The sequence below is a fragment of the Streptomyces sp. NPDC033136 genome (assembly GCF_055578235.1).
The window spans coordinates 614055-633711 of record NZ_JBVIPD010000001.1 but is presented as its reverse complement, the minus strand read 5'-3'; the positions used below and the strand labels follow the sequence as shown (position 1 = coordinate 633711).

Sequence of the window (19657 nt, the reverse complement as noted above, 5' to 3'; positions counted from 1 at the left end):
GCATCCTGACATCTAGACAGCACGCTGTCAATCACCTCCATCCCGTCTGGACAACCTGTCGCGGAATGCCGCCGACGGCAGACAGGCCGCCGATGTCACCGCCCTCTCCCCCGCCCCTACGCTCGCCCGCATGACCCCTCAGCCGAACCCCGAGGCCGGTGCCGCCGTGAAGGCCGCCGACCGTGACCATGTGTTCCACTCCTGGTCCGCTCAGGAGCTCATCGACCCGCTCGCCGTCGCCGGTGCCGAGGGGTCGTACTTCTGGGACTACGACGGCCGCCGCTACCTGGACTTCTCCAGCGGCCTCGTCCACACGAACGTCGGCTACCAGCACCCGAAGGTCGTCGCCGCGATCCAGGAGCAGGCGGCGCGGATGACGACCTTCGCCCCCGCCTTCGCGGTCGAGGCGCGGTCGGAGGCGGCCCGGCTCATCGCCCAGCGGACCCCGGGCGACCTGGACCGGATCTTCTTCACCAACGGCGGCGCCGACGCCGTCGAGCACGCGATCCGGATGGCCCGGCTGCACACCGGCCGCCCGAAGGTGCTCTCGGCGTACCGCTCGTACCACGGCGGTACGCAGCAGGCCGTGAACCTCACCGGCGACCCGCGCCGCTGGGCCTCCGACACCGGCACGGCCGGGGTCGTGCGTTTCTGGGCGCCCCACCTCTACCGCTCCCGCTTCTACGCGGAGACCGAGGAGCAGGAGTGCGCGCGGGCGCTGGAGCACCTGGAGACGACGATCGCCTTCGAGGGCCCCTCGACCGTCGCGGCGATCATCCTGGAGACGATCCCGGGCACGGCCGGGATCATGGTCCCGCCGCCCGGCTATCTCGCGGGCGTGCGGGAGCTGTGCGACACGCACGGGATCGTCTTCGTCCTGGACGAGGTCATGGCCGGGTTCGGGCGGACCGGTGAGTGGTTCGCGGCGGACCTGTTCGATGTCACACCGGACCTGCTGACCTTCGCCAAGGGCGTGAACAGCGGATACGTGCCGCTGGGCGGCGTGGCGATCTCCGGCGCGATCGCGGACACGTTCGGGAAGCGGCCGTACCCCGGCGGACTGACGTACTCCGGGCACCCGCTGGCCTGTGCCGCCGCCGTCGCGACGATCAACGCCATGGCGGAGGAGGGCGTCGTGGAGAACGCGGCCCGGCTGGGCGCGTCCGCCGTCGGGCCGCAGCTGCGGGCGCTCGCCGAGCGGCACCCAAGCGTCGGAGAGGTGCGCGGGGTCGGCATGTTCTGGGCGCTGGAGCTGGTGCGGAACCGGCAGACGCGGGAACCGCTGGTGCCCTACAACGCGACCGGGCAGGCGAACGCGCCCATGGCAGCCTTCGCCGCCGCCGCGAAGGACGGCGGGCTGTGGCCGTTCGTGAACATGAACCGCACGCACGTGGTGCCGCCCTGCACCATCACCGAGGCGGAGCTCAAGGAAGGGCTCGCGGTGCTGGACGCGGCACTCTCGGTGGCGGACGAGTACACGACGTGAACCTCTGTAAACCCGTCAGTAACCGACACCCTCGGGTGTCATTCGAACGCGTAAGGTGGCGTGCTCGTAGACATAGACGCGCACGCCACCCGAAAGCGACGAGGGAGACGCCCTGACCATGCCCGGCAGCACCGGCAACGGCGCCGTGACGCGCAGCACCCTGCGGCAGCAGATCGCCGAAGCGCTCCGTGACGAGGTGCTGGGCGGGCGTCTGCAGCCGGGGCAGGAGTTCACGGTCAAGGAGATCGCCGAGCAGTACGGGGTGTCCGCGACGCCGGTGCGGGAGGCGCTGGTCGACCTCTCCGCGCAGGGGCTCCTCGACGCCGACCAGCACCGCGGCTTCCGGGTCCACGAGTACTCGGTCGAGGACTTCCGCGGCATGATCGAGGCGCGCGGCCTGGTCATCGAGGGGATGTTCCTCGCGCTGACCGAGGGGCGTCCCAACGCCGTGCGGCCCGACGATCCCCGGGCCGCCGTCGTCGTGGCCGGGGTCCGCCGGCGCGGCGAGGAGGCGCAGCGGGCCGCCGCCGCCGGTGATCTCACCGTCCTCATCGGCTACGACCTGCGCTTCTGGCGCGAGCTCGGCGCCTGCTTCGGCAACCCCTACCTCGCCGACTTCCTGCACCGGCTACGCGTGCAGACCTGGGTGTGCGCGGTGCAGCATCTGCGCCGGCTCACCGACCTGCGCGGCGAGCTGTGGGCCGGTCACACCGAGCTGGTCGAGGCGCTGATCGCCGGCGACAACGACACCGCGCGGGCGATCATCGCCCACTACAACACGCACTCGCTGGCAATGATCGAGCGGCTCGCGTCCGGATGACCCGCGTCGCATCGGTCCGTATGGGTATGGGACATGCACGGCAGGAGCCGCGACCGTGCCGCACCGCTACCCTTCTTGACCACCGTGCTACCCGACCACCGCGCTGAGCGAGGAGCCTTCTTTGGCCTGTGACCTGTGGCTGGTACCGCTTGTCGACGTGTTGTGCCACACGCCGGACAACCCGTTCGCCGAGGAACTCGCGCAATACAACAGGGTGCTCGCCGAGGCCGGGCTGCCCCCGGTGCCGGTGTACCAGTACATGCCGGGCCTGTCCGGCGACGTCGCCCCGGTCGCGGGCTTCGACTACGACGCGCTGCACTTCCTGCGCCGTGTCTACCTGCTCCAGGTGCGCGGCCTGCCGGTGACGCCCGTGGACGAACTCGGCGGCGACTACGAGCAGTTGCTGGAGATGTTCGAGTCCACGGCCCAGCAGTCGCACCTGGTCTGGCACTACGACCACGCGGGCGCGTACGTCCCGGTCGACTTCCCGAGCCCGCTCGCCGACGACGCCCTCCTCGCGGGCGGCGGACCGCTCGGGTCCTCGCACGCCCTGCTGCGCGAGTTGGAGCTGGTCGCGCCCGCCCTGGGCATCGACCCGGCCAACCCGCCGACGGCCCCCCAGCCGCCGCTCGCCCCGACCGAGTTGGAGGAACCCGCGGTCCCCGCCCCGTACGACCCCAGCCCGTTCGCCCGTGAACGGCACGTCTGGCTCGGCCTGCACGCGGCCGTGACCCGCAGCCTCGCCCAGGGGTCGATGATCGTCTTCAGCTGATCCGGCGGCTCAGCGTCCCAGCTGGGAGAGGCCCTTCTGCACGTCCTCGGCGTTCATCACCGGCGTGTAGGTGATCTCCGCGCCCAGTTGGAGGAAGAAGGGCTCGCTGATCACCGGCATCTGCCAGCTGTCCTGCATGTCGAAGACTATGTAGGCGGTGCGCTTGCCGTGGTCGGAGGTGAAGTAGGCCGCCTCGGGCTTGATCTGTTCCATCGACTCCTGGAGCAGCTTCCCCAAGGTGCCGTTGCGGATGGCCTCGTTGGCCTTCTCCGTGTCCATGGAGGCCTTGAGCAGTACGCGCATCGCACTCACCTTCTTCTGGTCGACGCACACGGAGGTATGACTTTCAGCCTAAGCCCGATCATCGGCGCCCGCGCGGGAGGCATCCGCGAGCTGCCTCCTACGCAACGGTCGGCGCGGCCAAGGGCGGCCCCCGGGGGGACAGCGGCGCGTAGCGAACGGGAAACGGTGACACGGCACCGCCTGCCACGTTGGACAGCAGTCCGCGTCCGGGCGTGGACGGCAGCACCTGGGCGCCTAGGCGCGCAGGTCACGGATGGCCTGGCCGAGCGGGTCGCGTACGTCCGGTGACTTGCACCCCACCAAGTGCGTCGGAACAATCACAGCGGCCGTTGCCGGCGGCGCAATTCCCGTGGCGAACCTGCTCAAGCTCAGGGCGTTGTCAAGAAGGTAGGCAGGGTCGGTCAAGGAGGCTGCCTACCTGCTGATACGCGCACAACTCGGAACGCACTGACGATTCTGACGAGCGGTGTCCACCGCGGCTCTCGCCACCTCCGGCGGCCGGCTCGCGAAGGCGGGCCGACCGCCGGAGGCGTTGTGCCGGGGTGGGATCAGAGGAACGAGTTGATCTCGATCGTCTCGTCCCGGCCCGGGCCCACGCCGATCGCGGAGATCGGGGCGCCGGACATCTCCTCCAGCGCCTTGACGTACGCCTGGGCGTTCTTCGGCAGGTCGGAGAAGGACTTGGCCTTGCTGATGTCCTCGCTCCAGCCGGGCAGCATCTCGTAGACCGGCTTGGCGTGGTGGAAGTCGGTCTGGGAGTAGGGGAGCTCCTCGACGCGCTTGCCGTCGATCTCGTACGCCACACAGACCGGGATCTGCTCCCAGCCGGTGAGGACGTCGAGCTTGGTGAGGAAGAAGTCGGTCAGGCCGTTCACGCGGGTCGCGTAGCGGGCGATGACCGCGTCGAACCAGCCGCAGCGGCGGTCACGGCCGGTGGTGACGCCGCGCTCGCCGCCGATGCGGCGCAGGGCCTCGCCGTCCTCGTCGAAAAGCTCGGTCGGGAAGGGACCGGCCCCGACGCGGGTGGTGTAGGCCTTGAGGATGCCGATGACCCGGCTGATCTTCGTCGGGCCCACGCCCGCGCCCGTGCAGGCGCCGCCCGCGGTCGGGTTGGACGAGGTGACGAAGGGGTACGTGCCGTGGTCGATGTCCAGCAGCGTGCCCTGGCCGCCCTCGAACAGGACGACCTTGTCCTCCTCCAGCGCCTGGTTGAGGACCAGGACGGTGTCGGCGACGTACGGGGCGAGCTTGTCGGCGTAGGCCAGCAGCTCCTCGACCACCTGGTCCACGGCGATCGCGCGCCGGTTGTAGAGCTTGGTGAGGATCTGGTTCTTGGCGTCGAGGGCCGCCTCGACCTTCTGCGTGAGGATCGACTCGTCGTAGAGGTCCTGCACGCGGATGCCGACGCGGTTGATCTTGTCGGCGTAGGTCGGGCCGATACCGCGCCCGGTGGTGCCGATCTTCCGCTTGCCGAGGAAGCGCTCCGTCACCTTGTCGACCGTCACGTTGTACGGCGTGATGATGTGCGCGTTTCCGCTGAGGAGGAGCTTGGAGGTGTCGACACCACGCTCGTTCAGACCGCTCAGCTCGGAGAGCAGGACCGACGGGTCGACGACGACACCGTTTCCGATGACCGGCGTACAACCGGGAGACAGGATTCCGGAAGGGAGGAGGTGCAGGGCATACTTCTGGTCGCCCACGACCACCGTGTGGCCGGCGTTGTTGCCGCCCTGGTAGCGCACCACATAATCCACCGAACCACCGAGCAGGTCGGTGGCCTTTCCCTTGCCTTCGTCACCCCACTGAGCACCGAGCAGCACAAGTGCGGGCACGCGCGTACACCCCTTCCGGGCGGGGCATGTCCATGGTCGAGGGCGCACGCGGAGGGTATGCAGCCGCGTGCACCGCGACCGCCGTTGGCCGCCAACCGTCGGACCGGATGCCCCGGAATAGACGAAGCCCCTGGCGCAATAGCGCAAGGGGCTCTTGCACAAAGATGCTACCCGAGGAAGCGAGGCATGGCCGAGGTGGCGACTTCCACGACGTCCGAGCAGCTGCTGGTGGTGGTCGACCCGGTCGCCCGTAGGTCGGACGGCGAGTCCGTACGGATCGCGAAAGACGTGCTCGGAGCGGGTGCCGGGATGAAGCTGTGCCTGCCGGACGGGCCGGAGGAGTTCGCGCGGGCGCTGGCCCGGCGCGGCTCGCGGCGGCCGGTGGTGGTGGGCGACGACCGGGCGCTGCTGCGGGCGGTGTCGTACCTGCACCGGCAGCGGGAGCTGGCGGCCTGCGGGCTGTCGCTGGTGCCGGTCGGGGGCTCGCTGTCGCTCGCCCGGTCGCTCGGGGTGCCGACGGGGACGGTGGCGGCGGCGCGGACGGTGCTCGACGGGGTCGAGCGGCGGATGGACCTGCTGGTCGACGACAGCGACGGGGTGGTGCTGGGCGCGCTGCGGATACCGCCGCTGTCGCCCTTCCCCGCCGGGGAGGACCGGGAGAGCGCGCAGGAGCCGGAGGACACGCCGGGCCGCCCGTGGCTGCGGACCTGCCAGTTCCTGGTCAGGAACCTGGTGCCGGCCGCCCGCCCGTCCCGGCTCGCCTCGGCGCCGGAGTCCGGGCCGTCGCGGCTGCGGGTCGAGGTGGACGGGGAGACACTCGTCGATCTGGACCAGCCGGTGGAGGCGGTGGCGGTGGCGCCGGCCGCGGCGGGCGTCGCGTCGGTGGAGGTCAGACCCGTGTCGGTGGGCGCGGAGGCCTCTCCGCTGCTCGCGGAGGGACGGACGGTGACGGTGTCCGGGGCGCACTTCCGCTACCGGGCGGACACGCTGGTGTCGGGGCCGGTGCGGACCCGGACGTGGGTGGTGCGGGAAGGGGCGTGGGGGCTGACCGTGCCGGCGGGGCCGTGAGGGATGCGGGGAAGGGTCGTGGAGGCTGACCGCCGTGCCGGCGGGGCCGTGAGAGGCGCGGGAAGTGGCGAGGAAGCTGACCGTGCCGACGGGGCCGTGAGCCATCGCCTGCTCGTCATTCCCGCCTGCTCGTCATTCCCGCCCGCTCGTCATTCCCGCCCGCTCGTCATTCCGCCCGAACGTCTTCTCCCGGTGCACGCGCCAGCGTTCCATCAGCTCCGCGAGTTCGCTCTCCATGAACTCGAAGAAGGCGAGCGTCTCGGACATGCGGCGGCCGGCCGGGGTGTCGGCGCCGAGGCTGGTGACCCCGTCGCGCAGGGCCACCTCCCACCGCTTGAGGACGGCGTCACGGTTGGCCAGCGCCTCGTACCACTGGTCCCCGTGCACCCGGTAGCGCTCGCGGCGCGAGCCGGGCTCCCGTTCGCGCGAGACCATGTGCGTCTGGGACAGGTAGCGCACCGCGCCGGACACCGCGGCGGGGCTGATGCGCAGTTGCTCTCCCAGTTCGGCGGAGGTCATCGAGCCCGCGTCGGAGGAGAGGAGCGCGGCGAAGACCCGGGCCGGCATCCGCTGCATTCCGGCCTCGACGAGCTGCGCCGCGAAGGACTCGACGAACCTCGACACGGCCTCCTCGTTCCGGTCCCTCCCGGCTGATTCCGTCATGCGCCCATCCTATCGATGATTTACACCCTTCCTTAACTTCACAAATTTCTGAAGTAAGCGTACGTTCTGGAGCATGACGAAGGCCATCACCGTCTCCGGACTGCACAAGTCCTTCGGGCGGACCCACGCGCTGGACGGGCTCGACCTGGAGGTCGCCTCCGGCGAGGTCCACGGCTTCCTCGGCCCCAACGGCTCGGGCAAGTCCACCACCATCCGGGTCCTGCTCGGCCTGTTGCGCGCCGACGCGGGCGCCGCACAGGTCCTCGGCCGCGACCCGTGGTCGGACGCCGTGGAGGCGCACCGCCGAATCGCCTACGTCCCCGGGGACGTGACGCTGTGGCGCAACCTCTCCGGCGGCGAGGTCATCGACCTGTACGGCAGGCTGCGCGGGGGGCTCGACCCGCGGCGCCGCGCGGAACTGGTCGAGCGGTTCGAACTCGACCCCACCAAGAAGGGCCGCACCTACTCCAAGGGCAACCGGCAGAAGGTCGCCCTGGTCGCCGCGTTCGCCTCGGACGTCGACCTGCTGATCCTGGACGAGCCGACCTCGGGCCTGGACCCGCTGATGGAGGAGGTCTTCCAGCGCTGTGTGGCTCAGGAGCGCGACCGGGGCCGCACGATCCTGCTCTCCTCCCACATCCTGAGCGAGGTCGAGGAGCTGTGCGACCGGGTGAGCATCATCCGCAAGGGCCGCACGGTCGAGACCGGTTCGCTCGCCGACCTGCGCCACCTGACCCGCACCAGTGTCGTCGCCGAACTCGCGGGCCCGCCCAACGGGCTGGCGGACCTGCCCGGCGTCCACGACCTCGACATGCAGGGGCACCGGGTCCGGCTCCAGGTCGACACCGACGGGCTGGACGCCGTCCTGCGGTCCCTGAGCGAGTCGGGCGTACGGTCGCTGACGTCGACGCCGCCGACACTGGAGGAACTGTTCCTGCGCCACTACCAGGACGAGGCGGCCACCCGATGACGGCCCTCGCGGTGCGTCCCGGCAGCGCGCGCCAACTGGCCGGCACAGGGACGCTGCTGCGCTTCACCCTGCGCCGCGACCGGCTGGTGATCCCCGTGTGGATCGCGGTGAACGCCCTGATGGTCCTCTCCATGCCGAACACCCTGGAGGGCCTCTACGGCACTCCCGCCGAACGCGCCGACCTGATCCGGCAGGTGGAGACCAACGCCTCGCTGCGCGCGATGGTCGGCCCGGTCTTCGGCGACTCGCTGGGCGCGCTGACGGCCTGGCGGGCCGGCGTCTACGCCGGTGCCCTGGCGGCCGTGATGAGCCTGCTGGTCGTCGTACGGCACACCCGGGACGAGGAGGAGAGCGGTCGTCAGGAGCTGGTGGCGTCCGGCATGGTGGGCCGCCGGGCCTCCCTCACGGCGGCACTGCTGGCGGCAGCGGTCGCGAACGGGGTACTGGCGCTGCTGCTGACGGCCGGTCTGGCCGGACAGGGCACGACCGGAGCACTGGCTCTCGGACTCGGCATCGCCGGAGTCGGCATGGTCTTCGCCACGATGGCGGCGATCGTCGCGCAGTTGACGGAGAGCGCGCGGCTGGCCCGCGGCCTGACGGCGGCGGTGCTGGGCGCCGCGTTCGTGCTGCGCGCGGCGGGCGACTCGGCGACTGGCGACGGTTCATCGGTGCTGACGTGGGTGTCGCCGCTGGGCTGGCTGGAGAACCTGCGGCCGTATGCGGACGAACGCTGGTGGGTGCTGGCGCTGCTCGCCGGGGCGGTCCTCCTCCAGGGCGCAGCGGGGTACGGGCTGACCGGCCGCCGGGACCTGGGCATGAGCTTCCTGCCCACCCGGCCGGGCCCGGCGACCGGGCGCCTTGGCAGCGCGGGCGCGCTGGCCTGGCGGTTGCAGCGGGGCAGCGTGCTGGGCTGGAGCATCGGCTATCTCCTCGCCGGGGTCGTCTACGGCGGCATGGCCGAGGGCGCGGCCGGCCTGGTCGGCGACAACGAGAACGCCCGGCGGATCATCGAGCGCATGGGCGGCCAGGCCGGCCTCACGGACGCGTTCCTGGCGTCGATGGCCGGGATGCTGGGCCTGGTCGCGGCGCTGTACATCGTGGCGTCGGTGCTCCGCCTGCACGGCGAGGAGAACTCCGGCCGGGCGGAACCGGTCCTGGCGAACGCGGTGAGCCGCCTGCGCTGGGCCGCCGGGCACCTGGTGATCGCCTTCGGCGGTTCGGCGCTCCTCATGCTCCTGGCCGGCCTCGGCCTGGCCGCCGGTTACGGCAAGGAGACCGGCCCGATCCTGGGAGCGTGCCTGGTGCAGTTGCCGGCGGTGTGGGTGATCGGCGGGCTGGCGGTGCTGCTGCACGGCGTACTGCCCCGGGGAGCCGCGGCGGCCTGGGCCGTGGCAGGGGCGGTCCTGCTGATCGGCTGGGTCGGCCCCGCGCTGGATGTACCGCAGGCGGTGCTGGACCTCTCGCCGTTCGGGCATCTGCCGAAGCTGCCGGGAGGATCCATGGAGTGGGGGCCGGTCGTGGTGCTGACCGGGCTGGCGCCGGCCTTGGTGGCTGCGGGGCTGGCGGGGTTGCGGAGGCGGGACATGACGACGTGATCAGTCGATCCGCCCGCGTCGATCACCCCACCTCGACGGCCAGCCCCTCCAGCCCCCTGATCACGAAGTTCGGCTTGCGGGCCGGCTCGGTGGCCAGTCGCAGCGTCGGCGCCCTCTCCAGCAGCGCCCCCATCGACGCCGCCAGTTCGATGCGGGCCAGGGGTGCGCCGATGCAGTAGTGGATGCCGGCGCTGAAGGAGATGTGGGGGTTGTCGGTGCGGGTCAGGTCCAGGGCGGACGGGGTGTCGAACACCGCCGGGTCGTGGTTGGCGGAGCCGAAGAGCAGGGCGATCTCCGCGCCGCGGGGGATCGTCGTACCGGCGATCTCGATCTCGTCCAGGACCCAGCGCTCGAAGAGCTGGAGCGGGGTGTCGTAGCGCATCAGCTCCTCGACCGCTGAGGGGATGAGCGTGTGGTCCGCGCGCAGCAGCTCCAGCTGGGACGGGTTGCGGAACAGGGCGTACCAGCCGTTGACCGTGGAGTTCACCGTGGCCTCGTGGCCGGCGTTGAGGAGGAGGACGCAGGTGGAGATCATCTCCTGCTCGGTGAGGCGGTCGCCCTCGTCGTGCGCCTCGATGAGACCCGAGATGAGGTCCTCGCCCGGCTCCTTGCGGCGGGCCGCGATCAGCTCGCGCAGGTAGTCGGAGAACTCGACCGACGCCCGGACCGCCTTCGCCGCCGTCTCCTCGGACGGGTTCAGCTCGTACATCCCGCAGATGTCCGCCGACCAGGGGCGCAGCGGGGCCCGGTCGGACTCCGGGATGCCGAGCATCTCGGCGATCACCGCGACCGGGAGGGGCTCGGCGACGTCCTTCAGCAGGTCGCCGCCGCCCGCCTCGGCCAAGGCGGACGCGAGCTCGTCCGCCAGGCCCCGCACGTAGGGCTTCAGGCGCTCCACCGTGCGCGGGGTGAACGCCTTCGACACCAGGCGGCGGATCCGGGTGTGGTCCGGCGGCTCCAGGTCGAGCATCCCGTGGTCGTTGAGCGTGTGGAACGGCTCCTGCTCCGGCGGGGGCGCGGTACGGCCGAACTCCTCGTGCGTGAACCGGTGCTGGTACGTCCGGCCGAGGCGCCGGTCGCGCAGCAGCGCCGAGACGTCCGCGTGGTGCGGGACGAGCCACTGGTCCGTGGGCTCGAAGTAGTGCACGCGGCCCCGGGCACGCAGCTCGGCGTAGGCGGGGCAGGGGTCGGCGAGGAACGCCGGGTCCCACGGGTCGAACGCGAGGTCGGAAGCAGCTGCCATGGACGGACGCTAGCCCGTCGGACCGGGCTCTGACCAGGGGTGCTGCGCTTTGAGCGCCTCGATGAACAGAGTGCAGGATCCGGTGGGGACGGAGAGGGTGCCGTAGGAGTGACCTCTGGGGCTGGCGCCGCGTGGCCACAAGCGGCCATCGGGGCACGTATGTGTGGTGCGAGCCGACGGCCGCGTACGGGGCTGGTCGCGCGGAACGCCGTAGTCGCGTCGCCGTGCCGCCCTCCCGGCACGGGCGGTCCCTCACTGAGTGTGAGTTCGGTCAAGGTCGCGCCGTGGGTTCAGGGGTGGTCTGCTTGATGTATCGCGTAGGAGGGCGTGCCGATGCGCTTCACTCGGAACTCCGTCCTCGTCCCCACGCGGACGCCCGCGCCGACCGGAACCGGCGGAGGGTTGCTGCCGAAGAGGGATCTCGCAGCCGCCTGGTTCCTCGTCGTCCTGATCGCGGTGCCTGCGTGGGTGCTCACGATCGGCCAGGCCCGTGACATGGGGGTCGGGCCCGGCAGCATGGGGATGGCGCTCCCCCTGTTCCTGCTGCTGTGGGTGGCGATGATGGCGGCCATGATGCTGCCGTCGATGGCGCCGGTGGCCATCACGTGGGTGCGGGGGATCGGCCGTCGGTCCTCCGGCTGGACCCGGGCCGCTCGCACCGCCGAGTTCCTCGGCGGGTACCTGATGGTGTGGACCGCCTTCGGTGCGCTCGCCTATGCGGGCCTGGCCTTCACCGGCGATCTGGTGGCGGATCACCCGACCGCGGGGCGCTGGATCGGCTTCACCGTGTTCCTGCTGGCGGGTCTTTATCAGCTCGGCCCGCTGAAGTCCGTGTGCCTGCGGCACTGCCGCGATCCCATGAGCCACCTGATGCATTACGCCGGCTTCCGGGCACCCGCGCGCGACCTGCGGGTGGGTGCCCATCACGGCGCCTACTGCGTCGGCTGCTGCGCTGGGCTGATGGTGGTCCTGATCCCGCTCGGTGTGATGAACGTGGCGGCCATGGCCGGACTGGCCCTGGTGATCTTCGTGGAGAAGCTGTGGTCCTGGGGCCCGCTGCTCACCCGGGTCGTGGGCTTGGCGTTCCTCGTCCTGGCCGTGCTCGCACCGTTCCAGGACTGGCTGCTGCCGGGGCTGCAGGACTCGATGCCCCCGGTGGACGGCATGTGACCCACCTGGTCATCGTGAGTCCGACGGACACACAGAACGGCACCAGCCCCTGATGAGGAACAGCCGGTCAGGTGGGGCCGGTCCAGTCAAAGGGGAAGTGCTTGCTCGACTTTCCCGACCGGTCCCAGGTGAAGCCGAAGGCGTCGGCCCGGTCAGTGGTGGCCCGGCCCCAGGTGGCGATCTGGCCGGGTCCCACCTCGGCGCCGGGGGCGTTGTGCACTTGCACCCGTGCGCCTTCCGGGGTGGTCGGGCCGGTCAGCGCTTCGGCGGTTGCCATCACCTTTCCGGGGATCTCCGCCCGCCAGGCGGACATGTCCTCGTCGACCTCGATGCGGATGGGGGCGAAGTCCATGCCCCTCATCTCGGGGCCGAACATCTCGCCGAACTCCGCGGGCCATCCTCCCGCCTCGCCGCCGAAGATCGTCTGGAGGGCGGCGCGCTGCTGTTCGTCGGCGCGTTCGTCGAAGAAAACAGCGGCGTAGGCGTCCGTGTGCTCGCGGGCCCAGACGTTGCCCACGAAGGAGCCGAGCATCAGTACGTTGAGGCCGTCGAGCCGCACGTCGCCGAAGTTGCCCTCTCTTATGTGCCAGGAGAGCACGCCCTCGCAGTCGCCGTAGGTCGGGGCCTGCGCGAACGTACAGGGGCAGGGGATCGCGCACTTGCACACATCGAACCAGTCGCCTGCCAGATGCCACGGCGGATGACCGGTGGTGGGTTGCTCTGTCATCTCGCTTCCTCCCGCCCGGTTCGCAGTGAATAACTCCTTTGTCCCAGCTTGCTCCTCGTCCGTTCCGCGGGCGAGGTGGTACCAGGCATGTGTGACTGGTGGTGCTGGTGAGGCCGACTGGTCACGCAACCCCGATCACGCCAAGACGTTCTCCGTCTTCCTGCCTCGCCGCCCTCCCTGGGCGTTCACCCCGGCGTCACCAGCCGTGCCTCATACGCGAACACCGCCGCCTGGGTGCGGTCGCGCAGGCCCAGTTTCACCAGGATCCGGCTGACGTGCGTCTTGATCGTCGACTCGGCGACCACCAGCCGCCCGGCGATCTCCCCGTTCGACAGGCCCTGCGCGATGAGGACCAGCACCTCCGTCTCCCGGTCGGTGAGATCGCCGTACGCCGCCTTCGCGGAGGGCATGAGGCGCGGGGTCTCGGACAGCTTGGAGAACTCCGTGATCAGGCGCTTGGTCACCGAGGGGGCCAGGAGGGCCTCACCGGTGGCCACGACCCGCACCCCGTCGGCGAGCTGGCGGGCCGATGCGTCCTTGAGGAGGAAACCGGAGGCGCCCGCGCGCAGCGCCTGGTACACGTACTCGTCGAGGTCGAAGGTGGTGAGCACCAGCACCTTCGCCGCACCGTCGGCGGCGACGATCTCGCGGGTCGCCTCGATGCCGTTCAGCTCGGGCATGCGGATGTCCATGAGCACGACGTCCGGGGCGAGCTCGCGGACCTTCGCGACGGCTTCCCGGCCGTTCACCGCCTCACCGACGACCTCGATGTCCGGCATCGCGTTCAGCAGGACCGAGAAACCCTCGCGCACCATCATCTGGTCGTCCGCGATCAACACGCGAATGGTCATGCGTCGTCCCCGTCCGGCAGGGCGACCGGCAGGAACACCGCCACCTCGTATCCTCCGTCGTCCGTCCGGTCCGCCGTCATCTCGCCGTTCAGCATCGCCACGCGTTCCCGCATGCCGGTGATGCCGTGCCCGGCGCCCGGCGAGGGCTTGATCAGGCCTGGGTTCGGCGGCGGGCCGTTGACTATGCGCAGGCCCAGGCCGCCGAGAACGTACCCGATCTCCACCCGGGCGGTCGCGCCCGGCGCGTGCCGCAGGACGTTGCTCAGGGCCTCCTGCACGATCCGGTACGCCGACAGCTCCACGCCCTGCGGCAGCTCGCGCACCGCGCCGATCACCACCTTCTCGACACTCAGTCCGGCCTCCCGCACGTTGGCCAGCAGCCCTTCCAGGTCGGCGAGCGTCGGCTGCGGGGCGTCCGGGGCCTCGTAGTCCTCGGCGCGGACGACGCCCAGGACGCGGCGCAGTTCGGTCAGGGCCGCCACCGCGTTCTCCCGGATGGTGGCGAAGGCCTTCTCCAGCTCCGGCGGCGGGTTCTCCACCCGGTAGGGCGCGGCCTCGGCCTGGATGGCGACCACCGACATGTGGTGGGCGACCACGTCGTGCAGCTCCCGGGCGATCGTCGTGCGCTCCTCCAGCAGGGTGCGGCGGGAGCGCTCGTGGGCGGTGACCGTCTGCTGGGCGGTGACCTCCTGCACGGCGTCGCGGCGGACGTGCCAGACGGTGACGCAGAGCAGGATCACCGCCGAAAAGATCAACATGGGTGCGGAGTTGGTGCCGTACGCGTTGGTCAGGCCGATGCCGACATCCGCGACGAGGGCGTACAGCGCGGTCAGCGCCCACATCCACCCCGCCGTGCGCGGCCTGGTGCGTATCGCCACGACTGTCAGCACCGTCAGATGGCAGGCGAAGCTGCCGTCCTGCCACGGCCAGTCGCCCCAGCTGCCGCCGACCACCCAGGTGATCGGGGTGGCGGCCATGGACAGCCAGAACGCCCCCACCGGCCGGATCATGGTCACCAGAACCGGGAGCACGGTCAGCGGCACCACCAGCAGTATCTCGCCGTCGGTGTCGGCACCGGCGAGCAGCAGGGTGAACAGGGCGGCCACCAGGATCAGGGCGTGCGGCGTCCAGGTCGCGTACTTCCGCAGGCGGCCGGGCAGCCGCCGGACGAACCGCCCGTCCATGCTCCTGCGGGGCAGCGGCCGGTAGGCGAAGGCGTCGTGGAAGAGGTCCTGCCGCAGGCCTCGCAGGGAGTCCACGGCCACCCGGTACTCCGGGCTGCGCGGCTTGGCCCGGTCCTCCGGCGGCGGGATCTGCAGGTGAGTCGTCTCGGTCACGTACAGAACGGTATGCGCACCGCCGGATCGCGGTCGTCCCCAGTGAGAGGGGTCACCAGGGGTCCCTCTCAGGTACTACGGGGGCCACCGGGGGCCTCAGTACCCCGACGGCCGGACCAGCCCCGACTCGTACGCGAACACCGCCGCCTGTGTCCGGTCCCTCAGGCCCAGCTTCACCAGGATCCGGCCCACGTGGGTCTTCACCGTCTGCTCGGCGACGAAGAGGTGCTTGGAGATCTCCGCGTTCGACAGGCCCTGCGCGATCAGGGCGAGCACCTCCGTCTCCCGCTCGGTCAGGTCGCCGATGCGTTCCTTGAGCGGGGCGCGGGGCTTGCCGTCGAGCCGGGAGAACTCGGCGATCAGCTTGCGGGTGATGACCGGCGCGAGCAGCGCGTCGCCGGCCGCGATCACCCGGACCGCCTCGGCGAGCTGCTCCGACGACGCGTCCTTCAGCAGGAACCCGGAGGCCCCCGCGCGCAGCGCGTCGTACACGTACTCATCGAGATCGAAGGTGGTGAGCACCAGCACCCTGATGTCCGGGTTCGCGCTGGTGATGCGCTCGGTGGCCTCGATGCCGCCGATCCCGGGCATGCGGATGTCCATGAGGACGACGTCCGGGGCGGTCTCGGCGGCCTTCGCGACACCGCCCTCTCCGTCCTTCGCGTCGCCTACGACCTCTATGTCGGGCTGGGTGCCGAGCAGCACGGTGAAGCCCTGCCGGACCATCGCCTGGTCGTCGACGATGAGAACCCGGATGGGGTTGCCGGTGCCGCTCGTCATGAGATCCCTTTCCTGGGGGCCGTGATGGAGTCGGTGCCCGGGGCGTCGGCGGGCGGGATGTCGGGAAGGAACGCGGTGACCTTGAAGCCGTCCCAGTGCCACGGGTGCGCCGTCATGGTGCCACCGAGCATCGCGACCCGCTCCCGCATGCCGAGCAGTCCGTGCCCCGCCCCCGTGGACGGCGGCGCCGGCCCGGTCGGACGGCCGTTGACGACCTCCACCTCCAGGCCGTCCGGCTCGTAGGTGAGACGGACCGTGATCCTCGCGCCGGGCGCGTGCCGCAGGGCGTTGCTCAGCGCCTCCTGCACGATCCGGTACGCCGACAGTTCCACGCCGGGCGGCAGCGGGCGCCGCTCGCCGTTGATCTCGGTGAGGACCTCGCGGCCGACGGCCCGGGTGTTCTCCACCAGGGCGTCCAGCCGGTCGAGGGCGGGCTGCGGGGCGTGCGGAACGGCGTCGCCGCCCGGCCCGGCGGACGGCCCCCCGGGGCCGGGGGGCTCCGAGCGCAGTACGCCCAGCACCCGGCGCAGCTCGGTCAGCGCCTCCAGCGCGTTCTGCCGGATGCCCGCGAGGTTCTCCCTGAGCTCGTCGGGCGGGTTCTCGACCAGGTGCGGAGCGACCTGCGCCTGGATGGAGATGACCGACATGTGGTGGGCCACCACGTCGTGCAGCTCCCGGGCGATGCGGCTGCGCTCCTCCAGCAGGGTGCGCCGGGTGCGCTCCTCGGCGGTGAGCGTGGTCTGCTCGACGAGTTGCGCCCGGGCCTCGCGACGGCCGCGCAGGGCGGTGCCGAGGACCACGACGACGGCGAACAGGGTGACCGCGAGCACCCCGGTGGGCGAATAGCCGCCCGCGCCCAGCAGCCCCTGGACGACGTAGGTGGGGAGCACGGTCAGCGCGAGCGCCTCGACGGACACCCGGGTCCGCACCCGCAGGGCGAGCAGCAGCAGCACCGCCATGTGTCCGATGATCCCCGCCGACGTCCAGGGCCAGGTGAAGTCGGGGGCGCCACCGGCCAGCAGCTGGCGGCGCACCTCGAGGGCGCCCAGCACCATGGCCGCCGTCGACAGCCACCACGCCGGGACGGGCCGCCACAGCGCGAGCAGCATGGCACCGCCCTGCGCCAGCCCGAGCGGGAAGGCGATCTGCGGACCCACCCCGCCGTTGCCGACGAGCTGCCCCACCGCACCGAAGGTGACGCCGAACGCGGCCAGGCACACCAGCCCGTGCGGCAGCCAGCGCAGCCAGGTGGAGGGCGGCAGCGGGTCCGCGCGGGCCGTCCACAGGTCCTGGCGCAGCACCCGCAGCCAGCCCCTGACCCGCGCTCGCAGCGCGCGGCCCACCCCCGTGTCCGTCACGCGGCCCAGCCTAGACATGGCGCGCCTTCGACGCTGTCCCCCGGCCGGGCGCACGGTGCGCCCGCACCACCCGCGACCGGCGGCCCCGGTCGGCACCGCTCTGCTCGACGGAACGGAAGGCGGCCCCGCAGACGGCGAGGGCCAGGGCGAACACAGGCAGCCACAGGAGCCGGGCCCCGACCCAGCCGAGACCGTCGGGCACCGTGTGCAGACCGGGGAGCCGGCCCACGAGGAGGCCGGTGGCAGTCGTGGCCATCAGGGCCGTCTGGTGCCACAGGAAGACGGTCATCGCGGAGACGTTGACGAGGGCCACCGCCGCCCACGCCACGGGCCGACGCATCGCGTGCCGCAGCCGCTCGCGCAGCAGCAGGGCGAGACCGCACTGGGCCAGCCCGAAGGTGACGACGGCCAGCGTCGGCGGGTCCAGGTTGGACATGCCCTCCCCCGGGACGCCGACCATCGACGCCGGATAGCCCGCCCACGCGACGAGCCCCGCGGTCGCCGCCGCACCGCCGGCCAGCAGCACCCAGCCGGCGCGGCGGTGCTCCAGCTCGCCCCGGGTCCAGGCCGCGCCCAGCGTGTAGGGCACCAGCCAGCCAGCCCCCACGTTCACCCAGCCCAGCCAGGAGGGGCCGCCGAGGCCGAAGCGCAGCAGGTCCACGTGCAGGACGACGGCCAGCGGCCAGAGCGGGTTCAGCCGGGTCAGCAGCGGGGTTGCCGTCGTCAGGGCCGCGAACACCACGAGGAACCACAGCGGGGACAGGGCCAGTTTCACGAGCGTCCGCACCGTCATGAACTCCGCGCCCGACAGCAGCAGCGCGAGCGCGGCGACCTTCCACAGGCCGAGGACGGCGGCGACCGGTAGGAACAGCCGGGACAGCCGGGCCGCCAGCCAGCGGTGGTACGGGACGCCCCGGGCCCGGGCCGAGGCATGGCTGCGCGTCGCCACATGACCACCGACCAGGAAGAACACCGCGAGTGTCTGGAACAGCCACGAGACGGGCGTCAGCCAGGGCATGTGCTGGAGAGGGCTGGCCGTGCGCAGCGTGCCGCTGTCGGCGACGAGTGCCGTGACCAGCCAGTGCCCGAGGACGACACCAAGGACGGCGGCGGCACGCAGAGCGTCCACGGCCCGGTCGCGGCCGGGCGGGGTGGCAGAGCCTATGCGGTCGGCACCATGGCGCAGGCCTGGGCGGAGTCCGCGCAGGCCGATGCCGCGAAGGCCGGCAACACGAGGGCCGACGTCACGCGGGCCGACGTCACGCGGGCCGGCGCCGCCCGGGCCACTGCCGCTCAGCTCCCTGCCGCTCACCTCACCGCCGATCGCCTCACCTCCCCTCACCTCACGTCCGCGTACGCCGATGTCAGTCATGAGTCACCGCCTTGGTCTCGCCCAGGACGATCCGGGTCAGGTTGGTCAGGGAGGTCGAGCCGGGCCTGAAGTAGTCGCTGTGACCGCCGTCGCCTGCCGCGAAGACCCGGGCGCCGAAAGCCGGGGAGACGGGGTCGGTTCCGAAGCCGACGGTGGTGCCGAACAGGGATGCGCTGATGTGCGGGATGTTCTCCACCCAGTCCTCGCCGCCCCGGGCCGCCCAGACGCGGGCGCGGGTGCGCAGGCCGGTGGCGGAGGCCGCGCCGGTGCCGGGGCTGCCGACCAGCGCGATGTCGTTGACGGCGAGCCCGGCGGCGGCCCGGCCGCAGACGACCGAGCCGTACGAATGGCACAGCAGCGAAATACGCGGTCCGCCGCCGGTTATGGAACGCAGGCCGGCCACCAGGGCCCGCAGCCGTGGGGCCGCCTGCTCCGCCCGGCCGGTCGTCGTGACCGTCGCGCTGACCGTGCCCGGCGTCTCGTAGCCCAGCCAGGCCACGACCGCCGTGCGCGTGCCTGCGGGGGCCTGCCGGACGAGCTGCCCGTAGAGGGCGGCGGCGGCCGCGTGGAACCGGCCGTAGGTGTCGAGGCTCGTGTCGGAGCCGGGGACCAGGACGGCGATGCGGTCGGCGCGGGCGAGGTCGCCCAGGACCTCCGTCACCCGGCCTGAGCCGCGGCCGTCGAACGCGAGGAGGTGCCGGGCCGGGCCGGTCAGGGAGCGGTCTCTCGCGGCACGGCCCCGGTCATGGTGAGCGGCCGCCATACGGGCCGCCTCGGCGGCGTTGGCACGGTTGGCCGCGTACGCCTCGTCGAGCGTCGAGGCGCTGAGAGGAGCGAGGGAGGCGGGTGTCGGTGCGGGAATCTCGGGTCGCACCGCCCCGGAAAGAGGGACAACCACCGCACCCGTGACGAGGGCGGCGAGCGCGGCCCGGCGCCACCGCCCGACGCGACGGCGGTATCTCGATGCGAACCCCACGGTCGTCCCCCTCCACCGCACCCGCCATCGGGTCCGTGTGGAAGGAAAATTACGGAGCCGCCCTCGTCGTCCGCGTCCCGCCGCAGGACTCACCTGCGGCCTAGCTCTCAGGTACTACGGGTACGACCGGGGGCGGCCCTACGGTTACGACTGGCAACCGCCCTACGAGTACGCCCCGCGAACGCCCTCGGCAAGGGGCCTACAGGTACCGCCCCGCGAACGCCCCACGGGCATGCCCCGCGAACGCTCCCCAGCTACGACCGCAACCGCTCCCCCAGCTACACCGGGTACGCCACGACGCCGACCCACACCGCACGCCGACACCGTCGGCACC

Annotated in this window: 18 protein-coding genes; 7 read left to right on the top strand and 11 right to left on the bottom strand. The window is 71.7% G+C overall.

From position 1 onward, the window contains the following. The first annotated feature begins 130 nt into the window (after positions 1–130). The 3 genes from ACZ5TL_RS02940 (at position 131) to ACZ5TL_RS02930 (ending at position 3078) form a co-directional block, all read left to right on the top strand. Positions 131–1486 carry an aminotransferase class III-fold pyridoxal phosphate-dependent enzyme gene (locus tag ACZ5TL_RS02940; RefSeq protein WP_468586956.1) on the top strand — a complete coding sequence of 452 codons (1356 nt, stop codon included), beginning with the start codon at positions 131–133 and terminating at the stop codon, positions 1484–1486. 118 nt (positions 1487–1604) lie between these two features. After that, entirely contained in the window at positions 1605–2306 is a 702-nt protein-coding gene (locus ACZ5TL_RS02935) for a GntR family transcriptional regulator (RefSeq protein WP_468586954.1), read from the top strand. A 121-nt stretch (positions 2307–2427) separates the two neighbouring features. Next, a complete protein-coding gene (locus tag ACZ5TL_RS02930) occupies positions 2428–3078 on the top strand; it encodes a hypothetical protein (RefSeq protein ID WP_468586952.1) in 651 nt (216 codons plus the stop codon). Between the two features lie 9 nt (positions 3079–3087). On the opposite strand, the gene ACZ5TL_RS02925 is transcribed toward ACZ5TL_RS02930, so the two are convergent. Next, complete coding sequence (locus tag ACZ5TL_RS02925; protein ID WP_468586950.1) at positions 3088–3381, bottom strand: hypothetical protein; 294 nt, start codon at positions 3379–3381, stop codon at positions 3088–3090. A gap of 548 nt (positions 3382–3929) precedes the next feature. Continuing rightward, a complete protein-coding gene (locus tag ACZ5TL_RS02920) occupies positions 3930–5213 on the bottom strand; it encodes an adenylosuccinate synthase (RefSeq protein WP_468586948.1) in 1284 nt (427 codons plus the stop codon). 186 nt (positions 5214–5399) lie between these two features. On the opposite strand from ACZ5TL_RS02920, the gene ACZ5TL_RS02915 reads away from it, so the two are divergent. Continuing rightward, positions 5400–6281, top strand: a complete 882-nt coding sequence (locus ACZ5TL_RS02915; RefSeq protein ID WP_468586946.1) for a diacylglycerol kinase catalytic domain-containing protein — start codon at positions 5400–5402, stop codon at positions 6279–6281. 132 nt (positions 6282–6413) lie between these two features. Here ACZ5TL_RS02915 and ACZ5TL_RS02910 read toward each other — a convergent pair whose 3' ends face one another. Further along, positions 6414–6944, bottom strand: coding sequence for a GbsR/MarR family transcriptional regulator (locus ACZ5TL_RS02910; RefSeq protein ID WP_468586944.1), 531 nt, complete (start codon positions 6942–6944; stop codon positions 6414–6416). A gap of 73 nt (positions 6945–7017) precedes the next feature. Here ACZ5TL_RS02910 and ACZ5TL_RS02905 point away from each other — a divergent pair, with 73 nt between their 5' ends. Together ACZ5TL_RS02905 and ACZ5TL_RS02900 are read left to right on the top strand one after the other, a co-directional pair. After that, complete coding sequence (locus tag ACZ5TL_RS02905; protein WP_468586942.1) at positions 7018–7914, top strand: ABC transporter ATP-binding protein; 897 nt, start codon at positions 7018–7020, stop codon at positions 7912–7914. Next, positions 7911–9509: an ABC transporter permease gene (locus ACZ5TL_RS02900; RefSeq protein ID WP_468586940.1), complete on the top strand. Its 1599-nt coding sequence runs from the start codon at positions 7911–7913 to the stop codon at positions 9507–9509. The genes ACZ5TL_RS02905 and ACZ5TL_RS02900 overlap by 4 nt, the downstream gene beginning before the upstream one ends. A 22-nt stretch (positions 9510–9531) precedes the next feature. On the opposite strand, the gene ACZ5TL_RS02895 is transcribed toward ACZ5TL_RS02900, so the two are convergent. Beyond that, on the bottom strand, positions 9532–10752 hold the full coding sequence (locus ACZ5TL_RS02895) for a cytochrome P450 (protein ID WP_468586938.1): 1221 nt from the start codon (positions 10750–10752) through the stop codon (positions 9532–9534). A 333-nt stretch (positions 10753–11085) separates the two neighbouring features. Between ACZ5TL_RS02895 and ACZ5TL_RS02890 the strand changes: the two genes are divergently transcribed. Then, positions 11086–11922 (top strand): DUF2182 domain-containing protein, encoded by an 837-nt coding sequence (locus ACZ5TL_RS02890; protein WP_468586936.1) that lies wholly within the window; start codon positions 11086–11088, stop codon positions 11920–11922. 67 nt (positions 11923–11989) lie between these two features. Here the strand turns inward: ACZ5TL_RS02890 and ACZ5TL_RS02885 are convergent, their stop codons facing one another. From ACZ5TL_RS02885 to ACZ5TL_RS02855, 7 genes are all read right to left on the bottom strand, one after another. Further along, positions 11990–12649, bottom strand: coding sequence for a DUF1326 domain-containing protein (locus ACZ5TL_RS02885; RefSeq protein WP_468586934.1), 660 nt, complete (start codon positions 12647–12649; stop codon positions 11990–11992). Between the two features lie 185 nt (positions 12650–12834). Then, the gene (locus ACZ5TL_RS02880) at positions 12835–13500 is read right to left on the bottom strand and encodes a response regulator (RefSeq protein WP_468586933.1); all 666 of its coding nucleotides are present in this window, start codon (positions 13498–13500) and stop codon (positions 12835–12837) included. Then, the gene (locus tag ACZ5TL_RS02875; protein ID WP_468586931.1) at positions 13497–14837 is read right to left on the bottom strand and encodes a sensor histidine kinase; all 1341 of its coding nucleotides are present in this window, start codon (positions 14835–14837) and stop codon (positions 13497–13499) included. The genes ACZ5TL_RS02880 and ACZ5TL_RS02875 overlap by 4 nt, the downstream gene beginning before the upstream one ends. Positions 14838–14933: 96 nt before the next feature. Next, positions 14934–15617: a response regulator gene (locus tag ACZ5TL_RS02870; protein ID WP_468586929.1), complete on the bottom strand. Its 684-nt coding sequence runs from the start codon at positions 15615–15617 to the stop codon at positions 14934–14936. Continuing rightward, on the bottom strand, positions 15614–16993 hold the full coding sequence (locus ACZ5TL_RS02865) for a sensor histidine kinase (protein WP_468586927.1): 1380 nt from the start codon (positions 16991–16993) through the stop codon (positions 15614–15616). Before ACZ5TL_RS02865 ends, ACZ5TL_RS02870 begins: the two co-directional genes overlap by 4 nt. Then, a complete protein-coding gene (locus ACZ5TL_RS02860) occupies positions 16986–18347 on the bottom strand; it encodes an acyltransferase family protein (protein WP_468586925.1) in 1362 nt (453 codons plus the stop codon). The genes ACZ5TL_RS02865 and ACZ5TL_RS02860 overlap by 8 nt, the downstream gene beginning before the upstream one ends. Then, a complete protein-coding gene (locus tag ACZ5TL_RS02855) occupies positions 18340–19344 on the bottom strand; it encodes an alpha/beta hydrolase (protein WP_468586923.1) in 1005 nt (334 codons plus the stop codon). The genes ACZ5TL_RS02860 and ACZ5TL_RS02855 overlap by 8 nt, the downstream gene beginning before the upstream one ends. Between the last annotated feature and the right edge of the window lie 313 nt (positions 19345–19657).